Source organism: Tsukamurella ocularis, from assembly GCF_965138335.1.
GTDB lineage: Bacteria > Actinomycetota > Actinomycetes > Mycobacteriales > Mycobacteriaceae > Tsukamurella > Tsukamurella ocularis_A.
Window position 1 is genome coordinate 22559 of record NZ_CBCSDV010000035.1, and the last position, 18499, is coordinate 41057.

15 protein-coding genes and 2 pseudogenes are annotated in these 18499 nt (G+C 72.2%); 10 read left to right on the forward strand and 7 right to left on the reverse strand.

Going from position 1 to position 18499, the window contains the following annotated elements; translation table 11 throughout:
* Window positions 1-3: 3 nt before the first annotated feature.
* The 3 genes from ACNAYW_RS21815 (at window position 4) to ACNAYW_RS21825 (ending at window position 3848) form a co-directional block, all read left to right on the forward strand.
* A complete protein-coding gene (locus ACNAYW_RS21815) occupies window positions 4-672 on the forward strand; it encodes a hypothetical protein (protein ID WP_415851733.1) in 669 nt (222 codons plus the stop codon).
* Between the two features lie 80 nt (window positions 673-752).
* Entirely contained in the window at window positions 753-2711 is a 1959-nt protein-coding gene (locus ACNAYW_RS21820; RefSeq protein WP_415851744.1) for a YhgE/Pip family protein, read from the forward strand.
* A 6-nt stretch (window positions 2712-2717) separates the two neighbouring features.
* On the forward strand, window positions 2718-3848 hold the full coding sequence (locus ACNAYW_RS21825) for an acyltransferase family protein (RefSeq protein WP_415851745.1): 1131 nt from the start codon (window positions 2718-2720) through the stop codon (window positions 3846-3848).
* Window positions 3849-4405: 557 nt separating this feature from the next.
* On the opposite strand, the gene ACNAYW_RS21830 is transcribed toward ACNAYW_RS21825, so the two are convergent.
* From ACNAYW_RS21830 to ACNAYW_RS21840, 3 genes are all read right to left on the reverse strand, one after another.
* A complete protein-coding gene (locus tag ACNAYW_RS21830) occupies window positions 4406-4906 on the reverse strand; it encodes a hypothetical protein (RefSeq protein WP_415851734.1) in 501 nt (166 codons plus the stop codon).
* Window positions 4903-5325: a CoA-binding protein gene (locus ACNAYW_RS21835; RefSeq protein ID WP_415677992.1), complete on the reverse strand. Its 423-nt coding sequence runs from the start codon at window positions 5323-5325 to the stop codon at window positions 4903-4905. Before ACNAYW_RS21835 ends, ACNAYW_RS21830 begins: the two co-directional genes overlap by 4 nt.
* A gap of 62 nt (window positions 5326-5387) precedes the next feature.
* The gene (locus ACNAYW_RS21840; RefSeq protein ID WP_415851735.1) at window positions 5388-6671 is read right to left on the reverse strand and encodes an acetyl-CoA C-acetyltransferase; all 1284 of its coding nucleotides are present in this window, start codon (window positions 6669-6671) and stop codon (window positions 5388-5390) included.
* Window positions 6672-6776: 105 nt separating this feature from the next.
* On the opposite strand from ACNAYW_RS21840, the gene ACNAYW_RS21845 reads away from it, so the two are divergent.
* Together ACNAYW_RS21845 and ACNAYW_RS21850 are read left to right on the forward strand one after the other, a co-directional pair.
* Window positions 6777-8135 carry a 3-oxoacyl-ACP reductase gene (locus tag ACNAYW_RS21845; protein ID WP_415851736.1) on the forward strand — a complete coding sequence of 453 codons (1359 nt, stop codon included), beginning with the start codon at window positions 6777-6779 and terminating at the stop codon, window positions 8133-8135.
* Between the two features lie 2 nt (window positions 8136-8137).
* Window positions 8138-9028: a MaoC/PaaZ C-terminal domain-containing protein gene (locus ACNAYW_RS21850; protein WP_415851737.1), complete on the forward strand. Its 891-nt coding sequence runs from the start codon at window positions 8138-8140 to the stop codon at window positions 9026-9028.
* 198 nt (window positions 9029-9226) lie between these two features.
* On the opposite strand, the gene ACNAYW_RS21855 is transcribed toward ACNAYW_RS21850, so the two are convergent.
* The gene (locus ACNAYW_RS21855; RefSeq protein ID WP_415851738.1) at window positions 9227-9589 is read right to left on the reverse strand and encodes a MerR family transcriptional regulator; all 363 of its coding nucleotides are present in this window, start codon (window positions 9587-9589) and stop codon (window positions 9227-9229) included.
* A gap of 57 nt (window positions 9590-9646) precedes the next feature.
* On the opposite strand from ACNAYW_RS21855, the gene ACNAYW_RS21860 reads away from it, so the two are divergent.
* Complete coding sequence (locus ACNAYW_RS21860; protein WP_415851739.1) at window positions 9647-10477, forward strand: alpha/beta fold hydrolase; 831 nt, start codon at window positions 9647-9649, stop codon at window positions 10475-10477.
* 158 nt (window positions 10478-10635) lie between these two features.
* On the opposite strand, the gene ACNAYW_RS21865 is transcribed toward ACNAYW_RS21860, so the two are convergent.
* The 3 genes from ACNAYW_RS21865 to ACNAYW_RS21875 form a co-directional block, all read right to left on the reverse strand.
* Window positions 10636-11232: a TetR/AcrR family transcriptional regulator gene (locus ACNAYW_RS21865; protein WP_224647710.1), complete on the reverse strand. Its 597-nt coding sequence runs from the start codon at window positions 11230-11232 to the stop codon at window positions 10636-10638.
* A gap of 79 nt (window positions 11233-11311) precedes the next feature.
* Window positions 11312-12472, reverse strand: a complete 1161-nt coding sequence (locus ACNAYW_RS21870) for a glycoside hydrolase family 3 N-terminal domain-containing protein (protein WP_415851740.1) — start codon at window positions 12470-12472, stop codon at window positions 11312-11314.
* Between the two features lie 27 nt (window positions 12473-12499).
* Window positions 12500-13423 carry an SMP-30/gluconolactonase/LRE family protein gene (locus ACNAYW_RS21875; protein WP_415851741.1) on the reverse strand — a complete coding sequence of 308 codons (924 nt, stop codon included), beginning with the start codon at window positions 13421-13423 and terminating at the stop codon, window positions 12500-12502.
* Window positions 13424-13565: 142 nt separating this feature from the next.
* Between ACNAYW_RS21875 and ACNAYW_RS21880 the strand changes: the two genes are divergently transcribed.
* The 4 genes and pseudogenes from ACNAYW_RS21880 to ACNAYW_RS24725 form a co-directional block, all read left to right on the forward strand.
* Window positions 13566-14066 (forward strand): universal stress protein, encoded by a 501-nt coding sequence (locus ACNAYW_RS21880; protein WP_415851742.1) that lies wholly within the window; start codon window positions 13566-13568, stop codon window positions 14064-14066.
* Between the two features lie 10 nt (window positions 14067-14076).
* On the forward strand, window positions 14077-14277 hold the full coding sequence (locus ACNAYW_RS21885; protein ID WP_415851743.1) for a DUF2613 family protein: 201 nt from the start codon (window positions 14077-14079) through the stop codon (window positions 14275-14277).
* Window positions 14264-16441 (forward strand): annotated as a pseudogene (locus ACNAYW_RS21890) (DUF3367 domain-containing protein); the annotation flags it as partial. The gene ACNAYW_RS21885 and the pseudogene ACNAYW_RS21890, both read left to right, overlap by 14 nt.
* Before the next feature lie 480 nt (window positions 16442-16921).
* Window positions 16922-18456, forward strand: a pseudogene (locus ACNAYW_RS24725) (hypothetical protein); the annotation flags it as partial.
* Window positions 18457-18499: the final 43 nt, after the last annotated feature.

Sequence of the window (18499 nt, forward strand, 5' to 3'; positions counted from 1 at the left end):
CGCATGGATGACGACCAGCCGAACGACGTACAGCTCGCGGCGGTGAACATCGGCGTCGACGGGGAGCACGGCCCCCTGTTCCGGGGCATCGACCTGGAGTTCGGCCCCGGCCTGCACGCCGTCCAGATGCCCGCGGGGCGCGATCAGGACGCCCTGCTGCTCACCCTCGCCGGGCGGCTCAAGCCGAGCCACGGCACCGTCGACGCCCTCGGGGCGACCACGCCCGGCGCCATCCGGAAGAAGTGCGCGATCGCCGCCTTCGAGGACATCGACGACCTGGACGAGTCGGTCACCGTCGAGACCGTGCTCGCCGAGCAGCGGCGCTGGCTCGCGCCCTGGTACTCGATGGTGCCGCTGAGCGCCGGCAGCCTGGAGATGGACCAGGTGTTCGGCGACCTCGACCGGCCCGGGCCACGGACCCGCATCGTCGAGCTGAGCGACCTGCAGCTGTTCCTGCTACGGATCACGTTGGCGTTGTTGGGGAACCGGCCGATCCTCATCGTCGGCGACCTCGAACAGGTCCGCGACAACCCGGGACGCGCCGACGCCGTCCAGCGCCTCGGCGCGATCTCCGCCCGCTACACCGTGATCGTCGGGGTCACCAACCCCCTCGGCGGCACCGCCCCGCAGCACACCCTGCACGACCGCCGCGCCCTGACCCGGAAGGACTGATCTCCATGTCCGACAAGAACTCCGACGAGACGACCGCGAAGCCCGCGAAGAAGTCCTCGACGAAGGGCAGCCTCGTCCCCATCGCCGCCGGCCTCGCCTTCGGCTCCGAGATCAAGCGCTTCGGCCGCAGCCGCCTCACCCGCGCCGCCATCGTCGTGCTGATGCTGCTGCCGCTCGTCTACGGCGCGCTGTACCTGTGGGCCTTCTGGGACCCGTTCGGCAACGTCGACAAGATGCCGGTCGCGCTCGTCAACGCCGACAAGGGCACCGAGGTCAAGGGCCAGAAGATCAACGCGGGCGCCGAGGTCGAGAAGTCCCTCGCCGACGACAAGAGCCTCGACTGGAACATCGTCTCCCCCGCCGAGGCGCAGCAGGGTGTCAAGGACGGCACCTACTACTTCATGCTGGAGCTGCCGGAGAACTTCTCCGCCGCGATCGCCTCCCCCATGTCGGGTAAGCCGGAGAAGGCGCAGCTGCGGGCCGTCTACAACGACGCCAACAACTACATCAGCTCCACCATCGGCCAGACGGCGATGTCGCAGGTCCTCAATGCGGTCTCCACCCGGATCTCGGGGCAGGCCGTCAACCAGGTGCTGTCGATGATGATCACCGCCGGCTCGGGGATCGAGCAGGCCGCCGACGGGGCCGGGAAACTGCACGACGGCCTGGTGACCGCGAACGACGGTGCCGCCCAACTCGCCTCGGGACTCGGGACCGCGAAGACCGGCTCGGCGCAGCTCCGCGCCGGCTCGCAGAAGCTCTCGGACGGCATCACCCAGGCCACCGATCCCCTTCTCGCCGTGACGAAAGCACTGTCGGGGCTGGGCGGGAACACCGCGCAGATCCAGCAGAGCGCCGCGGCGCTCGCGGACGCCGCCGACAAGGCGGGCGTCTTCATCAAGACCCAGGACACCGCCCTCGCTGGCATCGACGCCGCGATCAAGCAGCTCACCGCCAGCCCCGATCCGGCGGCGCGGCAGGCCGCCGAGGGGCTGCGCGCCGTCCGGGCGCAGCTGGCGCAGGCCTCCGTGCCGGCTGCGGCGAAGAACCAGGTCGTAGCGGCTTCGTCGGCCGCCGCGACGCTCACCGAGCAGCTCCGCACGCCCGGCAGTCCGCTCCAGACCCTGCTCACCCAGGTCGGGGCGACCGGCGGCGATCTCACCGCCAAGCTCACCGAGCTGCGGTCGGGCGCACAACAGCTCGCCGCCGGTAACGCCACGCTCGACGACGGCATCACCCAGCTCTCCGACGGTGCCACCCGGCTCTCGTCCGGAACGGTGCAGCTGCGCGACGGCAGCCAGGAGCTGTCCACCAAGCTGCGCGAGGGCGCCGGCGCCGTGCCCAAGTGGTCGCAGGAACAGACCTCGCAGGTCGCGCAGACCATCGGCGGCCCCGTCCAGTTGGACGCGCAGCACGAGAACCGCGCCCCGAACTTCGGCACGGGCATGGCGCCGTTCTTCCTCACGCTGGCGCTGTTCTTCGGTGCGCTGGTGCTGTGGATGGTCTTCCGGCCCCTGCAGAACCGCGCCATCGCCGCCGAGGTCCTGGCGATCCGCGTCGTGATGGCCAGCTACCTGCCCGCCGCGGCGATCGGCCTGTTCCAGGCCGTGATCCTGTACTGCGTCGTGCGGTTCGGGCTCGGGCTCGAAGTGGCGCACCCGGTGGCGATGATCTTCTTCATGATGGGGGTGTCGCTGTCCTTCATCGCTTTCACCCAGGCCGTGAACGCCTTCGTCGGGCCCGCGGTGGGCCGCGTGCTGATCATGGCGCTGCTGATGCTGCAGTTGGTCAGTTCCGGCGGCATGTATCCGGTGGAGACCACCGCCAGACCCTTCCAGGTGCTGCACAAGTACGACCCGATGACGTACGGCGTCAACGGTCTGCGGCAGCTGATCCTGGGCGGCATCGACGAGCGGCTGTGGATCGCGATCGGGGTGCTGCTGTTCATCTGGGCCGCCTCGATCACACTGTCGTGCCTGTCCGCGAGACGGAACCGGCTGTGGAACCTCGACCGGCTCATCCCCGCGATCAAGATCTGAGTCGTCATCGATTCCGCTCCCCGCTCGGCGCACGTCCCCGCGCTCACCGGCCTACGGGCGGTGGCGGCGTTCGGGGTGTGCGTCACGCACGCGGCGTTCTGGGGCGGCGACTTCACCCCCGATGCCGTGGGCGCCGCCTATGCGCGCCTCGAGACCGCCGTGCCGGTGTTCTTCGCCCTGTCCGGGTTCCTGCTGGTGCGGCCGTGGGTGCGGGCCCGGCCCGGGGCGGGGGCGAGTGCGGGGACGGGCCCCTGGGCGGACTCGGCGGGCGCGCCAGACGTGCGGCGGTACTTCGTCGCGCGGGCCTGGCGGATCCTGCCCGCGTACTGGACGGTGGTCACCGTCGTGTACGCGATCTACGTGTGGCGGCCCGACCTCTCCGCGCACGGGCACGGCTGGATCCCGTACCTGCGGCACCTGACGTTCACCCAGATCTACGGCGTGGGCGCGGTGCACACGGGGCTGACCCAGATGTGGAGCATGTGCGTCGAGGTCGCCTTCTACCTGGCGCTGCCCCTGCTGGGCCTGTGGCTGCTGCGCGCACGCCGGGCCTGGATCGTCCCGGCGGCGATGGTCGCGGCGTCGGTGGGCTGGCTGGTGCTGGTCACCGCGACCGAGGTCTTCGGCAAGACGGCGCGGTCGTGGCCGCCCGGGTTCGCAGCCGCGTTCGCCGCGGGCATGGCGGTGGCGCTGCTCGTCGACCGCGTGCGACTGCCGCGGTGGCCCCTGCTGCTCGCGGCGGCGGTGGCCTACGGCGTGCTGCTGACGCCGCTCGCCGGGCCGATCGACCTGCGGCTACCCACGCCGGCGCAGGGCGTGACGAAGTTCCTCCTGGAGGCGCTGATCGGCGGCCTGCTCGTGGCCGCGTTCGCGACGGGGCCGTCGCGCGTGCTGGGCTCACGGCCGATGGTATGGCTCGGCACCATCAGCTACGAGTTCTTCCTGATCCACGTGATGGTCATGGAGGTCGTGGTGCTCGACCTGTTCGGGTGGTCGCTGTTCACCGGCTCCACCTGGCCGATCGCCGTGGTGACCGCCGCGATCACCGTCGTGCTGTCGTGGGCGCTGCACCGGGGCGTCGAGCGGTTCCGCGCCGCGGTGTCACGACGGCCCGCAGTCCGCGTACGCCGGGAGTGATGGGCGGGGCCGCTGTGCGGTCGTGCCGTATACGTGCCCTGCGCCGTGGGGTTGGGCGTCGGCACTGTGTTGCTTCACGAGAGCCATGCGTACCGCGCATGGCTAGCAACTTCGCAGTTCAGGGGCATTTTCTGCTGTCGTAGCCATGCGCCGCGCGCATACCCCGGTCGACTTCGACGCTGGGGGCGACCGCGCCCCACCACACGCCGCCCCACACGGTGGCCTGACGTATGCCACGCGGGGCGGATCCGAAACTCTCATCCAGCGGCCCGGCGCGACGATATATGTCGCCCCGGCCGCCAGGACGAGAAGACGTGCGCCGTCACGCCGCCTGGCGAAGCGGATCGTGCGTGTAGCCCGCCGGGCAGCAATGCCGTGGGGCGAGCGGGTCGCCGGGTCCCCGGGGGTATGCGAGAAACGCATGGCCGCGACGTCGAAAGACAGCGTCTACCTGCATATTCAGGGGTATGCGTGGCACGCATTGCTGTTCCGAACGACGATCCCCCAAGCGACCGCTTCCAGCGGGTCAGCACAGCGAGTGGGCTCAGCGGGCGGGCTCAGCGGAGGAGGGTCGCGGTCGTCGCATCGATGAGCGGGCGGCGCTGGGCGGAGGGGGCGTCCCACAGCTTGCCGGTCAGGGCCTCCAGGGCCGCGACCTTGGGATCGAGCTCGCCCAGCGCCTTCGTGCGCTCCTCGCCGGACAGCTGCGCGGCGGCGATGATGGCGTCGTCGAGTGCGAAGACGGCGTCGTCGAGGGCGGCGAGGTCGGATTCGGGGCCCTTGATCGCGGAGTCCGCGGGCGGTGGCACGGCGGGCGCGAAGGCGCCGCGGTGCACATCGGCGATGGCGTAGCGGGTGCGCTGGTGCAGCAGGGCCTCGGTGGAGGTGGCGTTCGCCCATTCGGCGGGCGCGCGACCGGGCCGTCCGGGGATGAGGTCGCCGGAGTTCGCGAAGTCCTTGATCCGCTTGTTGGAGTCGCGGAGGAACCACACGACGCCGATCAACATGAGCACTGCCACCACCGCGACCACGGCGACGACCACGATGCCGAAACTCATGCGCTCCTCCTGGAGATCCGGGTGCGGCGCTGCTCGATGATGAGGCAGCGGTCCTCGACGTAGAGCAGTCCGGCGGCCTCGGCGATCTCGCGCGCCTCCGCCGAGCGGATCCCCAGCTGCAGCCACAGCGCCGTCGCCCCGGCCGCGACGGCCTGCCGGGCGATGTCGGGGGTGAACTCCGCGGGCCGGAAGACGTCGACCAGGCCGACCTGTTCCGGCACGTCGGCCAGGGTGCGGTACACCGGCTCGCCGAGGATCTCGTCGGCATGCGGGTTGACCGGAATGATGCGCCAGCCCCGGTGCTGCATGTAGGCGGGCACGTCGTGCGCCGCTTTCGCCGGATCGACGCTGGCCCCGACCACCGTGATGGTGTCGTAGTCGCGCAGGATCCTCTCGATCAGATCGTCCGTCGCGGTCATGACACCAGCTTAGGCGGCCGGGGCCGGCTGCATCGGTCCTCGGGGCGCGAGCCCCGCGAGGATCAGCCCTCGATGATGGCGGTGATGCCCTGGCCGCCGGCGGCGCAGATCGAGATCAGCGCACGACCGCCGCCGTTCTCCTTGATCTGCTTCGCGGCCGAGGCCACGATGCGGCCGCCGGTCGCGGCGAACGGGTGGCCGGCCGCGAGCGACGAACCGTTGACGTTGAGCTTGCTGCGGTCGATCGAGCCGAGAGGCTTGTCGAGGCCGAGGCGGTCCTTGCAGTACTCGGCCGACTCCCAGGCCTGCAGCGTCGCCAGCACCACGGAGGCGAAGGCCTCGTGGATCTCGTAGAAGTCGAAGTCCTGCAGCGTGAGGCCGTTGCGCGCCAGCAGCTTCGGCACCGCGTAGGTGGGCGCCATGAGCAGGCCGTCCTTGCCGCCGACGTAGTCCACGGCCGAGTATTCGACGTCCTTGAGGTAGGCGAGCACGGGCAGGCCGCGCTCGGCCGCCCACTCGTCGGAGGACAGCAGCACCGTCGACGCGCCGTCGGTGAGCGGCGTCGAGTTTCCGGCCGTCATGGTCGCGTCGCCCAGCGAGACGCCGAAGACGGGCTTGAGCGTCGCGAGCTTCTCGACGGTGCTGCCCGGGCGCAGGTTGTCGTCGCGGGTGAGGCCGAGGTACGGCGTGATCAGGTCCTCGAAGAAGCCGCGGTCGTAGGCCGCCGCCATGTTCGTGTGGCTCAGGTAGGCCAGCTCGTCCTGCTCGGCGCGCGAGACGCCGAACTCCTTGGACGTGATGGCGGCGTGCTCGCCCATCGACATGCCGGTGCGCGGCTCGCCGTTGCGCGGGATGTCGATGCCCAGGTTGCCCGGGAGCTTGCCGACCAGCTTGAGCCGGTCGACGGTGCTCGACGCGCGGTTGAGCTCGAGCATCACCTTGCGCATGCCCTCGGAGACGCCGATCGGGGCGTCGGAGGTGGTGTCGACGCCGCCGCCGATGGCCGCCTCGTAACGGCCGAGCTGGATGCCCTGGGCCGCGGCGTTGATCGCCTGCAGGCCGGTGGCGCAGGCCTGCTGCACGTCGAACGCCGGGGTGTACGGGCTCAGCGGGCTGCCGAGCACCGACTCGCGGATCAGGTTGAAGTCGCGGCTGTGCTTGAGCACCGCACCGCCGACGACGGCGCCCAACTGCTCGCCCTGCAGGTTGAAGCGGCTCACGAGACCATTGAGCGCAGCGGTGAACATGTCCTGGTTGCTCGCCTTGGCGTAGGCGCGATCCGAGCGGGCGAACGGGATGCGGTTGCCACCGAGGATGGCGACCGGGCGGGTTTCGATGTTTGCCACGGGTTTCTCCCTGGAATCGAGGGTTGCTACTACCGAGTATTCTTACTCTGGAGTAAGTTGCTTGTCGATAGCCTATCGGAACCCCACACGGATGAGGTACCCCACATGCCTGATGCACCCAGCACGGACTTCTACGCGGCCTTCGTGAAGTCGGGCCCCGGCTCCTTCCTGGCCAGCCGGCTCGGACTGCCGCAGCCGCCGGTCCTCCGCCGCTACCAGGCCGGCAAGCCCGCGCTCGCCGGCCCCGTCCTCCTCGGCGGCAAGGGCCGCCTCGTCGAGCCCGTACGCGAGCTGCTCGCGGACTACGACCTCGTCGTCAACAACGGCGGCGCCCGCGGCGCCGAGAAGCTGGGCGGCGCGGTCTTCGACGCCACCGGTATCACCAGCATCGACGACCTCAAGGGCCTGTACGAGTTCTTCGGTCCGCAGATCCGCTCGCTGGGCAACAGCGCCCGGCTCGTGGTGCTCGGCACCACCCCGGAGCTGATCGAGGACCTCGACGAGCACATCGTGCAGCGCGCCCTGGAGGGCTTCACCCGCTCGGTGGCCAAGGAGCTCCGCGACGGCGCCACCGCCCAGCTCGTCTACGTGCACCCGGACGCCGCGACCGGCGCCTCGGGCCTGGCCTCGACGCTGCGCTTCCTCCTCTCGGGCAAGTCGGCGTACGTCGACGCGCAGGTCATCCGCATCACCGACAAGGACGCCGCCGCGCCCGCCGACTGGGACAAGCCGCTCGCCGGCAAGGTCGCGCTGGTCACCGGCGCCGCCCGCGGCATCGGCGCCACCATCGCCGAGGTCCTCTCGCGCGACGGTGCCCACGTCATCGCCGCCGACATCCCCGCCGCCGGCGAGGCCCTGTCCGAGGTCGCGAACAAGGTCGGCGGCACCGCGCTGCCGCTCGACGTGACCGCGCCCGACGCCGGCGCGAAGATCGCCGAACTGGTGAAGTCGCGCCACAGCGGCCTCGACATCGTGGTCAACAACGCCGGCATCACCCGCGACAAGCTGCTCGCCAACATGGACGAGGGCAAGTGGAACTCGGTCATGGCCGTGAACCTCAAGGCCCCGAAGCAGCTGGTCGACGACCTGCTCGCCGCCGACGCGCTCAACGAGGGCGGCGCCGTCGTCGACGTCTCGTCGATCGCCGGCATCGCGGGCAACCGCGGCCAGACCAACTACGGCGCGACCAAGGCCGGCGTCATCGGCATCGTCGACGCCTACACCCCGGTCCTGGCGAAGAAGAACATCACCATCAACGCCGTGGCGCCCGGCTTCATCGAGACCGCCATGACCGCCGCGATCCCGCTGGCCACCCGCCAGGCCGGCCGGCTCATGAACTCGCTGCAGCAGGGCGGCCAGACCGTCGACGTCGCCGAGACCATCGCCTACTTCGCCGCGCCGTCCTCGGCCGCCGTGACCGGCAACGTCGTGCGCGTCTGCGGTCAGAGCCTGCTGGGGGCCTGATCATGGCCACCAAGACCACCGTCCTGCAGGCGCCGCCGTCGAGCCTGTCGGTGCTCACGCGCGGGTTGCGCGGCATCCTGCCCGTGATCGGCAAGCAGGGGCCGCTCAAGCCGGAGACCCCGCTGCCGGACCGCACCGTCGAGCTCACCGTCGACGTGGATCCCGCGCGGGTCGGCGAGTACTGCGAGGTCGTCGGGCTGAAGAACACCGGCGAGGTACCCGTGATGTACCTCTACGTGCTCTCGTTCCCGCTGATCATGGACCTGTTCCTCGCGGACGACTTCCCCGCCGCGGCGGTGGGGTCGGTGCACGTGGAGAACACGATCACGCGGCGTCGCCGGGTGGAGCCGGGCGAGAAGCTCACGCTCCGCACCTCGGTGGGCGACCTGCGCGAGCACCGCAAGGGCATGCTGATCGACTTCACGACGGAGTTCACCGATGCGTCCGGCGCTTCGGTCGCGTCCGAGGTGTCGACGATGCTGATCCAGCAGCGGACGTCGCTGTCCGGCGAGCCCTCGGGCCCGGCGCCCAAGGAGGGCCGCCCCGGCGCCCCCGACGCGCTGCTCTCGGCCGACGGCGGGCTCATCCGCCGGTACGCCGGCGTCAGCGGTGACCGGAACCCGATCCACATGTCGCCGATCGGCGGCAAGGCGTTCGGCTTCCCGTCCTCGATCGCGCACGGCGCGTGGACGGCCGCGGCGATGCTGCGCGTCGTCGAAGGCCACATCCCCGACGCGGTGGTGCACCACGTGCGCTTCGGCAAGCCGGTGATCCTGCCGGCCCGCATCGGCCTGTACGTGACGCGCGACGAGGCCACCGGCGGCACCGAGATCGTCGCCAAGGACCTCAAGAAGGGCTACCCGCACGTGACGGCCACCGTCACGCCGCTGTAAGCCCTGCTCTCCGACGGTGCCCGCCCGGCCTCGGCCGCGGCGGGCATCGCCGTTTTCGGGGTCGGGCGCGCGGGGCGGGGCCGGAACGAGAGCAGTAGTCGTTCAGAAGAGCGATGCGTACCACGCATACCCCCGTCATCGCAGGTCAAGCATGATTTTCGACCACTCGAGCGATGCGCCGCACGCATAACTCGCCGCTCAGCGGCGAGCACCGTCCCCATCCAGGTACGCGCGCAGCGCGTCCCGCCGGGCCGCGATGCACTCGACGCATCGGCACATGCGTTCCCACTCGGCCTCGACCGCCCGCCGCGCGCCGGGAGCGAGATGCACGGCGTCCACTCCGCCCGCGTCGGACGCCGCGTCAAGGAGGTCCGCGACGAGGCGCGTGGGTATCCCCGCCGAGACGAGATCCCTTACGTCCCCGGCCCTTCCGATCAGATCGCGCGAATAGTCCCGGTAGCCGTTCGCGGCCCGATCCGGGACCAGAAGCCCGACGTCCTCGAAGTGCCGCAAGCTGCGCTCGCTGATCCCCGTGAGCGCCGCGAATTCGCCGATCCGCACCCCGATCTCCTCTCCGTCTTGACCTTGACGCTAGTGCGAATGTCCGAGGCTCACCGCATGAGAACCACGAAGATCCGAGACGTCGTCCTCGGCGACCTGAACGGCACCCCCGTCCTGCTGATCCACGGCTTCACCGTGGATCACCGACTCCTCCTCCCCCTCGACGCCGCCTTCGCCCAGTCGGGTCGCCGGTGGCGGCGGCACTACATCGACCTGCCGGGCTTCGGCGCCAGCCCCGCCGGCCCCGAGATCGACGGTGTCGACGCGCTCGCGCGGGCGGTCGAGCGCTACGTCGACGACCGGCTCGGCGACGCACCGTTCGCCGTAGTGGGCAATTCCCTGGGCGGAGCCCTCGCGCGTCACCTCGCGTGTTCGCGGCCCGACCGGATCCTCGGCCTGTGCCTTCTAGTGCCGTCCGTCGTTCCGCTTCCCGAGCGGTCTCGGCCCGCGCCGACCCGTTTCGACGTCGATGCAGAACTGCTCGCGTACCTCTCGCCCGACGACCGTGCCGCCTACGAGGACATGGCCGTGGACCTGACCGCGGAGAACTGGGAGCGCTACCGCAGTTCCGCCCTGCCCGGCATCCGCGCGCACGACCGCGTGGCGGCCGAGCGGATCTGGGCCGACTTCAGCCTGTCGGTGGAGCCGGAATCGCTGCTCGCGGCTCCGATGACAGCACCGTCGCTGCTGGTCACGGCGCGGCAGGACGCGGTGGTCGGCTACGAGGACCAGTTGCGGCTGATCGCGCACTACGCCCGGATGGCGGTGGTGATCGCCGACCGCGCCGGCCACAACGTGCACATCGACCGGCCGGAGGTGGTCCGAGCGGCGATGACCGATTGGGTCGACCGGATGATGCACGAGGAGAGGGCGCAGCCGAGGATGTGAAAGCATGGGAGCCATGCGTCTCGCGCATGACTCGAGCGCCCCGAAACGCACCTGACCTGCGGCTACAGGGGGCATGCGTCCGACGCATGGCTCGTCGGAACGGACACGCCCACCGCCTCGCCCCGCACCCGCGCGCGGGCCGGGCACCGTCGAAGGGACTACTCCGGGCGTTCGCCGCGGATGCCGCCCCAGAGGAACGAGGTCATGATCTCGACGGCGCGGTCGAGCTCGACCTTGCCGGTGGCCAGGCGGTCCGCGATCGCCTCGCCGGAGCCGACCAGGGCGACGGCGTAGAGCTCGAAGTCGGTGTCCTCCGGCGCGTACTTGGCCGCCTCGCGGAGCAGCACCGCGGTCATCTCGACCACCCGCTCGCGATTGACCTCCGTGAGCGCCGCGAAGGCGGCCTGACCGGTGGCCTCCCGGTAGATGACCCGCCACGCGTCGCGGTTCTCGTCGACGTACTTCAGGAAGCCGGCGATCACCGAGCGCAGGCGCTGGAGCGGCGGCAGCGTGGGGCTGGCGTCGAACTCGATGCTGCGCATGAACCGGCCGGCCTCGCGGGTCACGCACGCGGCGAAGAGCTCGTCCTTGGAGCCGTAGTACAGGTACAGCATCGGCTTGCTGATCTGCGCCTCGCGGGCCACCGCGTCCATCGACGTCTCGTAGAAGCCGTTGCGGGAGAACACCTTGATGGCGGCGTCCAGCATCTGCTGCTCGCGCACCGCGCGCGGCAAACGCTTCGTACCACCGGCCATCGGCGTCCTCCTTACTCTCGAGTCAGATCCTAGCCCACGAGGTTACCCGCAAGTAAGTTCCGGCGAAATCCGTTCGGTATCAGCAGCGTACGGCGTGCTTCGCGCGCGCGACCCGCAGCACCGAATCGTCGAGCTGCTTGCGCGAGAGCTTCCCGGACGTGACGGACGCCTCCACCGCGTCGATCGCCGCGCCGAGCTGGTCGGTCGAGATCCACAGCGCCACATCGGCACCCGCCTCGAGCGACTTCGCGACCGCCTGCGGCACCGTGAACCGGTCGGTGACCGCCTTCATGCCGGATAGGTCGTCGGTGAAGATCGGCCCGTCGAAGCGCGGCGCGCCGTAACCGGCGCCGGTGCGCAGCAGGCGCATCGTGGCGGGGCTCAGACTGGTCGGCAGGCCGGGCTCGGTGAGCCCCGGCACCGTCAGATGCCCGACCATCACTCCCGCATCGCCCGCCGTGACCGCCGCGCGGAACGGGAGCAGGTCCTTCTGCTTGAGCGCGCCGAGCGGCGGCACGCTGACGCCGCCGCGGTGCGAATCGCCCGACGAGCTGCCGTGGCCCGGGAAGTGCTTGTACACCGGGTAGACGCCGCCGTCGCGCAGGCCCGCCGCGAAGGCCTGCGAGTACTTCGCGACCACCGCGGGATCGTCGGAGTAGGAGCGATCGCCGATCACCGAGTCGTCGGACTGCGCGGAGACGTCGGCGTCGGGCGCGAAATCGACGGTGATGCCCATCGATTTCATCAGCTTGCCGACGCGCGCACCCTCGGCCCGCGCCTGCGCGACCGTCTTCGTGCGCGCCAGCTCGCGCGCCGAGGCGAGGTTCGCGCCGGGCACGCGGGAGACGCGGCCGCCCTCCTCGTCGACCGACACCATGGCCGGCACCTTCCCGGCCTTCGCCACGGCCTGCAGGGTGCCGCCGGAGAACACCGACGCATCGGTCCAGCTGCCGATGAACACGCCACCCACGCCCTGCCGCACCGCGCGACGGGCGTCCGCGGCGTCCGTCACCCCCACCATGAGGAGCTGTCCGACCTTCTCCCGCACCGAGAGCTTCGCGAGGAAGTCCGTGCCGCAGCCCGCCGGGCGACCCGGGCCGGAGGATGCCGCAGCGGCCGTCGTCGACGGGGCCTGCGCGGCGGCCGTCGTGGACGGCGGGGCGTCGGGGGTCGACGGGCCGCACGCCGCCACGCCGGTCGCGGCGATCATCAGGATCGTGAGGTTCCGAAACTTCTGCATCGGGGTCAGTCTGTCAGATCGCGCCGGCTATCGGACCAGCCGAAGCAGCTTCCCGGTGAGCGTGGTCGCGTACATCGCGGCGCCGTCCCACCCCGGCCCGCGGCCGAACCGCACCGACGTCACGCCGCGGTGACCGGTGCTGATCGTGCACTGCGCGCCCGTCGCCGGATCGAGCCGCACCACGGTCCCGGGCAGGTCGAGCGCGGCGTAGACGGCACCGTCGGGCCCGACGGTGAGGTCGTCGGCGAAGTGGCCCGGCCCGAAACCGGGCACCTCGTAACGGCGCGGACGCTCCGGCCGGGCGGGGTCGATGGCGTAGAGCCGGGTGGTCGCGGTGGTGGCCGTCGAGGCCCACAGGCGGCCGGAGGCACCGTCGAACCAGAGTCCGTTGACGGGCTCGCCGCGCAACGCGAAGGGCACCGGCGTGCCGCCGGGGGCGGTCGCGACGATCCCCTGCCGCGCGCCGAGGACGGTGCTGGTCACGGCGCGGCCGTCGGGCAGGAGCGCGAGGCCGTTCGGCATGGTCAGGCCCGCGGCGACGGTGCGGACGGCGCCCGACGCCGGGTCGACGACGCTCACGGTGCCGTCCGTCCTGCCGAGCAGTCCCGACGGTGCGCTGTCGGCCGTGGTGACGTGCACCGCGCCGTCGCGGACGACGATCCCACCCGGGTTCGGCAGGTCGACGACGGTGCGCAGCGCGCCGGGCGCGGTGCCGGCGAGCAGCTTCCCCCGCCCGGTGACCACGTTCTGCCGCGAGAGGTAGACGGTGCCGGCACCGTCGAAGGCGAGGTTCTCGAGCGTCCCCATGCCGGAGCGCAGGACCGTCGTGCGCCAGCCCCCGCAGGCCGGGCCCGACGGTGCCGCCCCCGCGGTCGCGGGAGTCACCGCGAGCGCGGCGAGCACGGCCGCGGCGAGGGCGACGGGACGGAACGCGGTGCGGCTTCTTCGCATGCGCGCAGTCTGGCAGCCGAGCGAAAACCAGCCCATGACCGGCCTCGCCGCGCCCGGACACGCCCGCACTTGCATCTTGCAACCCAAGGCGATCGGCGTAATCTGGAGGTATCAGACAACCGCGAAGATCGAGGTGATCCGCATGAGTGTCCCCGTCAAGGTTCTGATCGCGTACGACGGCTCCGAGTCCTCCCAGCGCGCCGTCAAGTACGCCAGCAAGGTCCTCGCGCAGGGCCGAGACGCCGAGGCGATCGTCGTCACCGCGTGGGAGTCCACGATCCATCAGGCCGCCCGACTGTCCGCCATGTCCGGGGTCGCGGGGGCCGGCGCCGCCGAGACCGCGCTCACCCGCGAGAGCGACGTGGTGCACGCCGAGGCGAAGAAGACCAACGAGCAGGGCGTCGATCTCGCGGCCGCCGCGGGCTTCACCGCGCACGGCGAACTCATCGAGGTGTCCACCACCGTGTGGACCGCGCTCATCGCGGCGTCCGACACCTTCGACGTCGACGTCATCGTCTCCGGCAGCCGCGGGATCTCCGGCATCAAGGCGCTGTGGCATTCGTCCGTTTCGGAGCATGTGTTGCGCGGCTGCAAGCGGCCGGTGATGATCGTGCCGTCGGGCTGCGCCGAGTTGGACCTGTAGACTCGCCTGCATGGACCGCACCTCGATCATCGCCAGCGCCACCGCCGCGCTCGCCGGCATCGTCGTCGCCGTGGCCCTCGCACTGGTGAGCGGCTCGGCCGTCGCGCAGACGTCGCCGTCCACCGAGGTCGGCAAGGTGAACCCCGACAAGGGCTTCCTCCAGGGCTCGTCGAACTACGGCGAGCGCGACGACTCGGGTGCCAACAAGTAGCCCGCACTTCTCCGACGAACCCCTGACCCGCCGCGCAGGCGCGTGGGCGTTCGTCGCCCTGCTCGCGCTGAGCTTCCTCAGCGCGCCCGGGAAGGTGGTCGCCGACACCAAGCTCGACCTCACGGCGAACCCCATCGGCTTCCTCGCCCGCGCGGCCAACGTCTGGTCCAGCCAGTCCCCGCTCGGCCAGGTGCAGAACCAGGCCTACGGCTACTTCTTCCCGCACGGCGCCTTCTTCGCGCTGGGCCAGTTCCTGCACGTCCCGCCGTGGATCACGCAGCGCCTGTGGTGGGCGCTGCTGCTCTTCGCGGGCTTCTGGGGGATCGTCCGGCTCGCGGAGGCGCTGCGCACCGGCTCCCGCGGCAGCCGCGTCGTCGCAGCCGTGGCGTTCGTGCTGGCGCCGCAGGTGCTCACGACGCTGGGCGCCATCAGCTCCGAGACCGCGCCGGTGATGCTCGCGCCGTGGGTGCTGCTGCCCCTGGTCCAGCTGCTGCAGGGCGCGGACGTGCCGCTGCGGAACCTGGCCGCCCGCTCGGCGGTCGCGGTCGCGCTGATGGGCGCGGTGAACGCCGTGGCCACGGGCTTCGCGTGCGCGGTCGCCGCGTTGTGGTGGCTGCTGCACGTGCGCGTCGGCGCCGGGACCCGACGGTTCTGGACCTTCAGCGCCTGGTGGGCGGTGTGCGTGGCGCTAGCGACCACGTGGTGGATCGTGCCGCTGCTCATCATGGGCCGCGTCAGCCCGCCCTTCCTCGAGTTCATCGAGTCCGCTCGCGCGACCACGCAGTGGGCGTCGGTGCCCGAGGTGCTGCGCGGCACCACGTCGTGGAGCCCGTTCATCTCCGACGAGCGCGGCGCCGGCGCGATGCTCACCACGTCGCCCGCCGCCGTCGTCGTCACCGGACTGGTCGCGTGCGCCGGGATCGCCGGGCTCACCATGCGCCGCATGCCGAAGCGCGGAGTCTGGGCGACGGTGCTGCTCGTCGGGCTGGCGGGAATCGGCGCGGGCTACGCGAGCGGGCTGGGCTCCCCGTTCGCCGAGCCGGTGCGCGTCTTCCTCGACAGCGTCGGCGCGCCGCTGCGCAACGTCTACAAGCTCGAGCCCTTCCTGCGGTTGCCGCTGGTCCTGGGCGTGGCGCACCTGCTGGCCCGGGCGCCGCTGCCCGGCACCGTCGGCCTCCCGAAGGTGCGGCGGGCCCTGGCGCACCCCGAGCACGACCGGCTCGCGGCCGGCGCGCTCGCCGTGGTCGTGGTGCTCGCGCTCGCGGGCGGCATGGCGTGGACGGGCAAGCTCGCGCCCCGCGGCCCCTACGACCGGATCCCCGACTACTGGTCGCAGGCCGCGGACTGGCTGTCCGCCCACGCCGCCGGGACCGCCCCCGGCCAGGCCCGCGCCGAGCGCGCCCTCGTCGTGCCGGGCGCGCCCTTCGGCGCGCAGCTGTGGGGCCTCACGCGCGACGAGCCGATCCAGCCCCTCGCCGAGACGCCGTGGGCCGTGCGGGACGCGATCCCGCTCAATCCGCCCGGCGCGATCCGCGCCCTCGATTCGGTGCAGCGGCTGTTCAGCGCGGGTACCCCGTCGGCGGGGCTCGCCGCGACGCTGCGCCGCCAGGGCATCTCCTACCTGGTGCTGCGGGCCGACCTCGACCCCGGCACCTCGCGCTCGGCCCGGCCCGCGCTGGCCCGCGCCGCGATCGAGGGCTCGCCCGGGATCAGCGAGGTCGCCCGCTTCGGGCCGGACGTCGCGCCGCCGACCGTCGAGAAGGTGGTCGTCGACTCGGGGCTGCGGCCGCCCCTGCCCGCCATCACGATCTACCGGGTCGACGGTGCCGCCCCCACCGGCCCGTACGTCGCCGACCTGGCCTCGATGCCCCGCGTCGCGGGCGGGCCGGAGGCGCTGCTGGGCCTGCAGGCAGACGCCGCGGCGTCGGGCCGGCGCGAGCTGGGTGCGGCGCTTCTCGCCTCGGACGCGGAGGCCGCGGGCCTGCCCGCCGGTCCGCTCACCGTCACCGACACGCCCAAGCGGCGCGAGACCGACTACGGCCGCGTCGACGACCACAGCTCCGCCATCCGCACCGTCGACGACCCCCGGCGCACCCTGAACCGCCTGCCCGACTACCCCGCGGCGGGCCTCGTCGACGGGACCTGGCAGGGCGCGACGGTCTCCGCGTCCAGTTCCGCCGCCGACGCCACGCAGCTCGGCACGGTGCTACCCGGCGCGGGCACGGCCGCCGCGGTGGACGGCGACAAGAACACCGCGTGGGTCTCGTCGGGCCTCGACCACGCGATCAACCAGTGGCTGCAGTTCACGCTGCCCGAGCCCCGCGCGGACCTGTCGGTGACGGTCACCGTCGGCCGGGCGCTGGGACCGGCGGTCACCCGGCTGCTCATCACCACGGAAGCCGGCACCGTCTACTCCGATCCCGTCACCGCGGGCACGCCGATCACCCTGGTCGCGCCGTCCGAGCCGACGCGCTGGGTGCGGATCACGGCCGCCGAGACCGCAGACCGGAGCTGGGGCAACCAGTTCGCGATCACGGAGGCGGAGCTCGCGGACACGCGGTCCGGCACGGCGATCCCGGCGCGGCACGACGTCGCGCTGCCGGCCTCCGGACAGGCGGAGCGCTGGGTCTTCGGGCAGGACACGATGGGCCGCTCGGGCTGCGTCGTGACACCCGGCGAGAACGGCGAGCCCGGGCCGGTCCAGTGCGCCGACATCGCGATCGGGCCGGAGGAGCCGGGGCCGCTGCGGCGGACCGTCGACGGGCCGGGGGCTCCCGCGGTGACGACGTCGCTGACGGTGCGCGCGCGGCCGGGGCAGGCGCTGTCCGCGCTGCTCGCCGATCCGGCTGCACCGTCGGCGTTCGCGGAGTCGGCGGTGGGCGACGGCCGGGCGAACTCCGCGGCGGCCGTCGACGGGGATCCGAACACCGTGTGGTCGGCACCCCAGTCCGTCACCCAGTCCACCTCGCCGAAGCCGGTGCTGCGGCTGCGACTGCCGTCGCCGCAGGTCGTCGGCGGTCTCACGCTGCGACTGCCGCGTGGCGAGGCGCCCGCGCGGCCCACGCGGATCGGCGTCGACCTGGGGACCGGCCGGCAGGTCCGCGAGCTGCCCCCGGGAGACACCGTCACCGTGAAGGTCGATCCGGCCGTGACGGATTCGATCTCCATCTCGCTGCTCGACTGGGACGAGCGGCTCAACATCAACGACTTCGGCTTCCCGGAGAGGATGGCACCGGGCCTGGCCGAGGTGCGGGCCGTCGGCCCCGACGGGACGCCCGTCCCCGGCTCCGATCCCGCGCCCGCGGACCGCGCGGTCGTGGTGCCGTGCGAGACCGGCCCGACGCTGCGGATCGGCGACCGGACGCTGCGCTTCCGCATCGAGGCGGGCGCGCGGGAGCTGCGTGACGGCGCGCCCGTCCGCGCGGTCGCCTGCGATCCCGCGCCGGTGCCGCTGCCGGCGGGGCGGGCGCAGGTCGTCGCGTCGCCGGGCCCCGCCTTCAGCGTCGACACGGTCACCCTGGACACCCCCGCGCCCGACGCGGCCGCGCCCCGGGACGGGAGCGTGAAGATCCAGAGCTGGACCCCGGACCGCCGGGTCGTGATGGTCAGCGACACCGACGCCGACCAGGTGCTCGTCGTCCCCGAGAGCCGCAACTCCGGATGGTCGGCGTCCGGGCCCGACGGGACGCCGCTGCGCGCGGTGACCGTCAACGGCTGGCAGCAGGGCTGGGTGGTGCCGAAGGGCACCGACGGTGCCGTGACCCTGCGGTTCGGGCTCAATGCGCCGTACCGGATCGGGTTGTTCGGCGGTCTGGCGCTGCTCGTGATCCTCGCCGCGCTGGCGCTGGTTCCGGGCTCGCGCCCGCGCGCCGACGGCGGGCCGGTCCGGGCCTGGCAGCCGGGCGTGCTCGCCGGGCTGGGCGTGGGCGCGGTGGCCTTCGTGCTGAGCGGCTGGCCGGGGCTCGCGCTGTGGGCGGCCGCCGGGCTGGCGACGTGGGTGGTCTCCGGGCTGCACGTCTCTCCGGACCGTCGGGCGGCGGTGCAGGTGATCGCCGCCTCCGGATTCGTGCTGGCCGGGATGCTGCTGCTCGCGACGGGCCCCTGGCACGCCGAGGCGGGCTACGTGGGCCACGGCCCCTGGCCGCAGGGCCTCGCCCTGGTCGGCGTGCTGCTGATGGCNTGGTCGACGGTGCCGCCCGCTCGGCTTCTGCGCCGCCGCGGC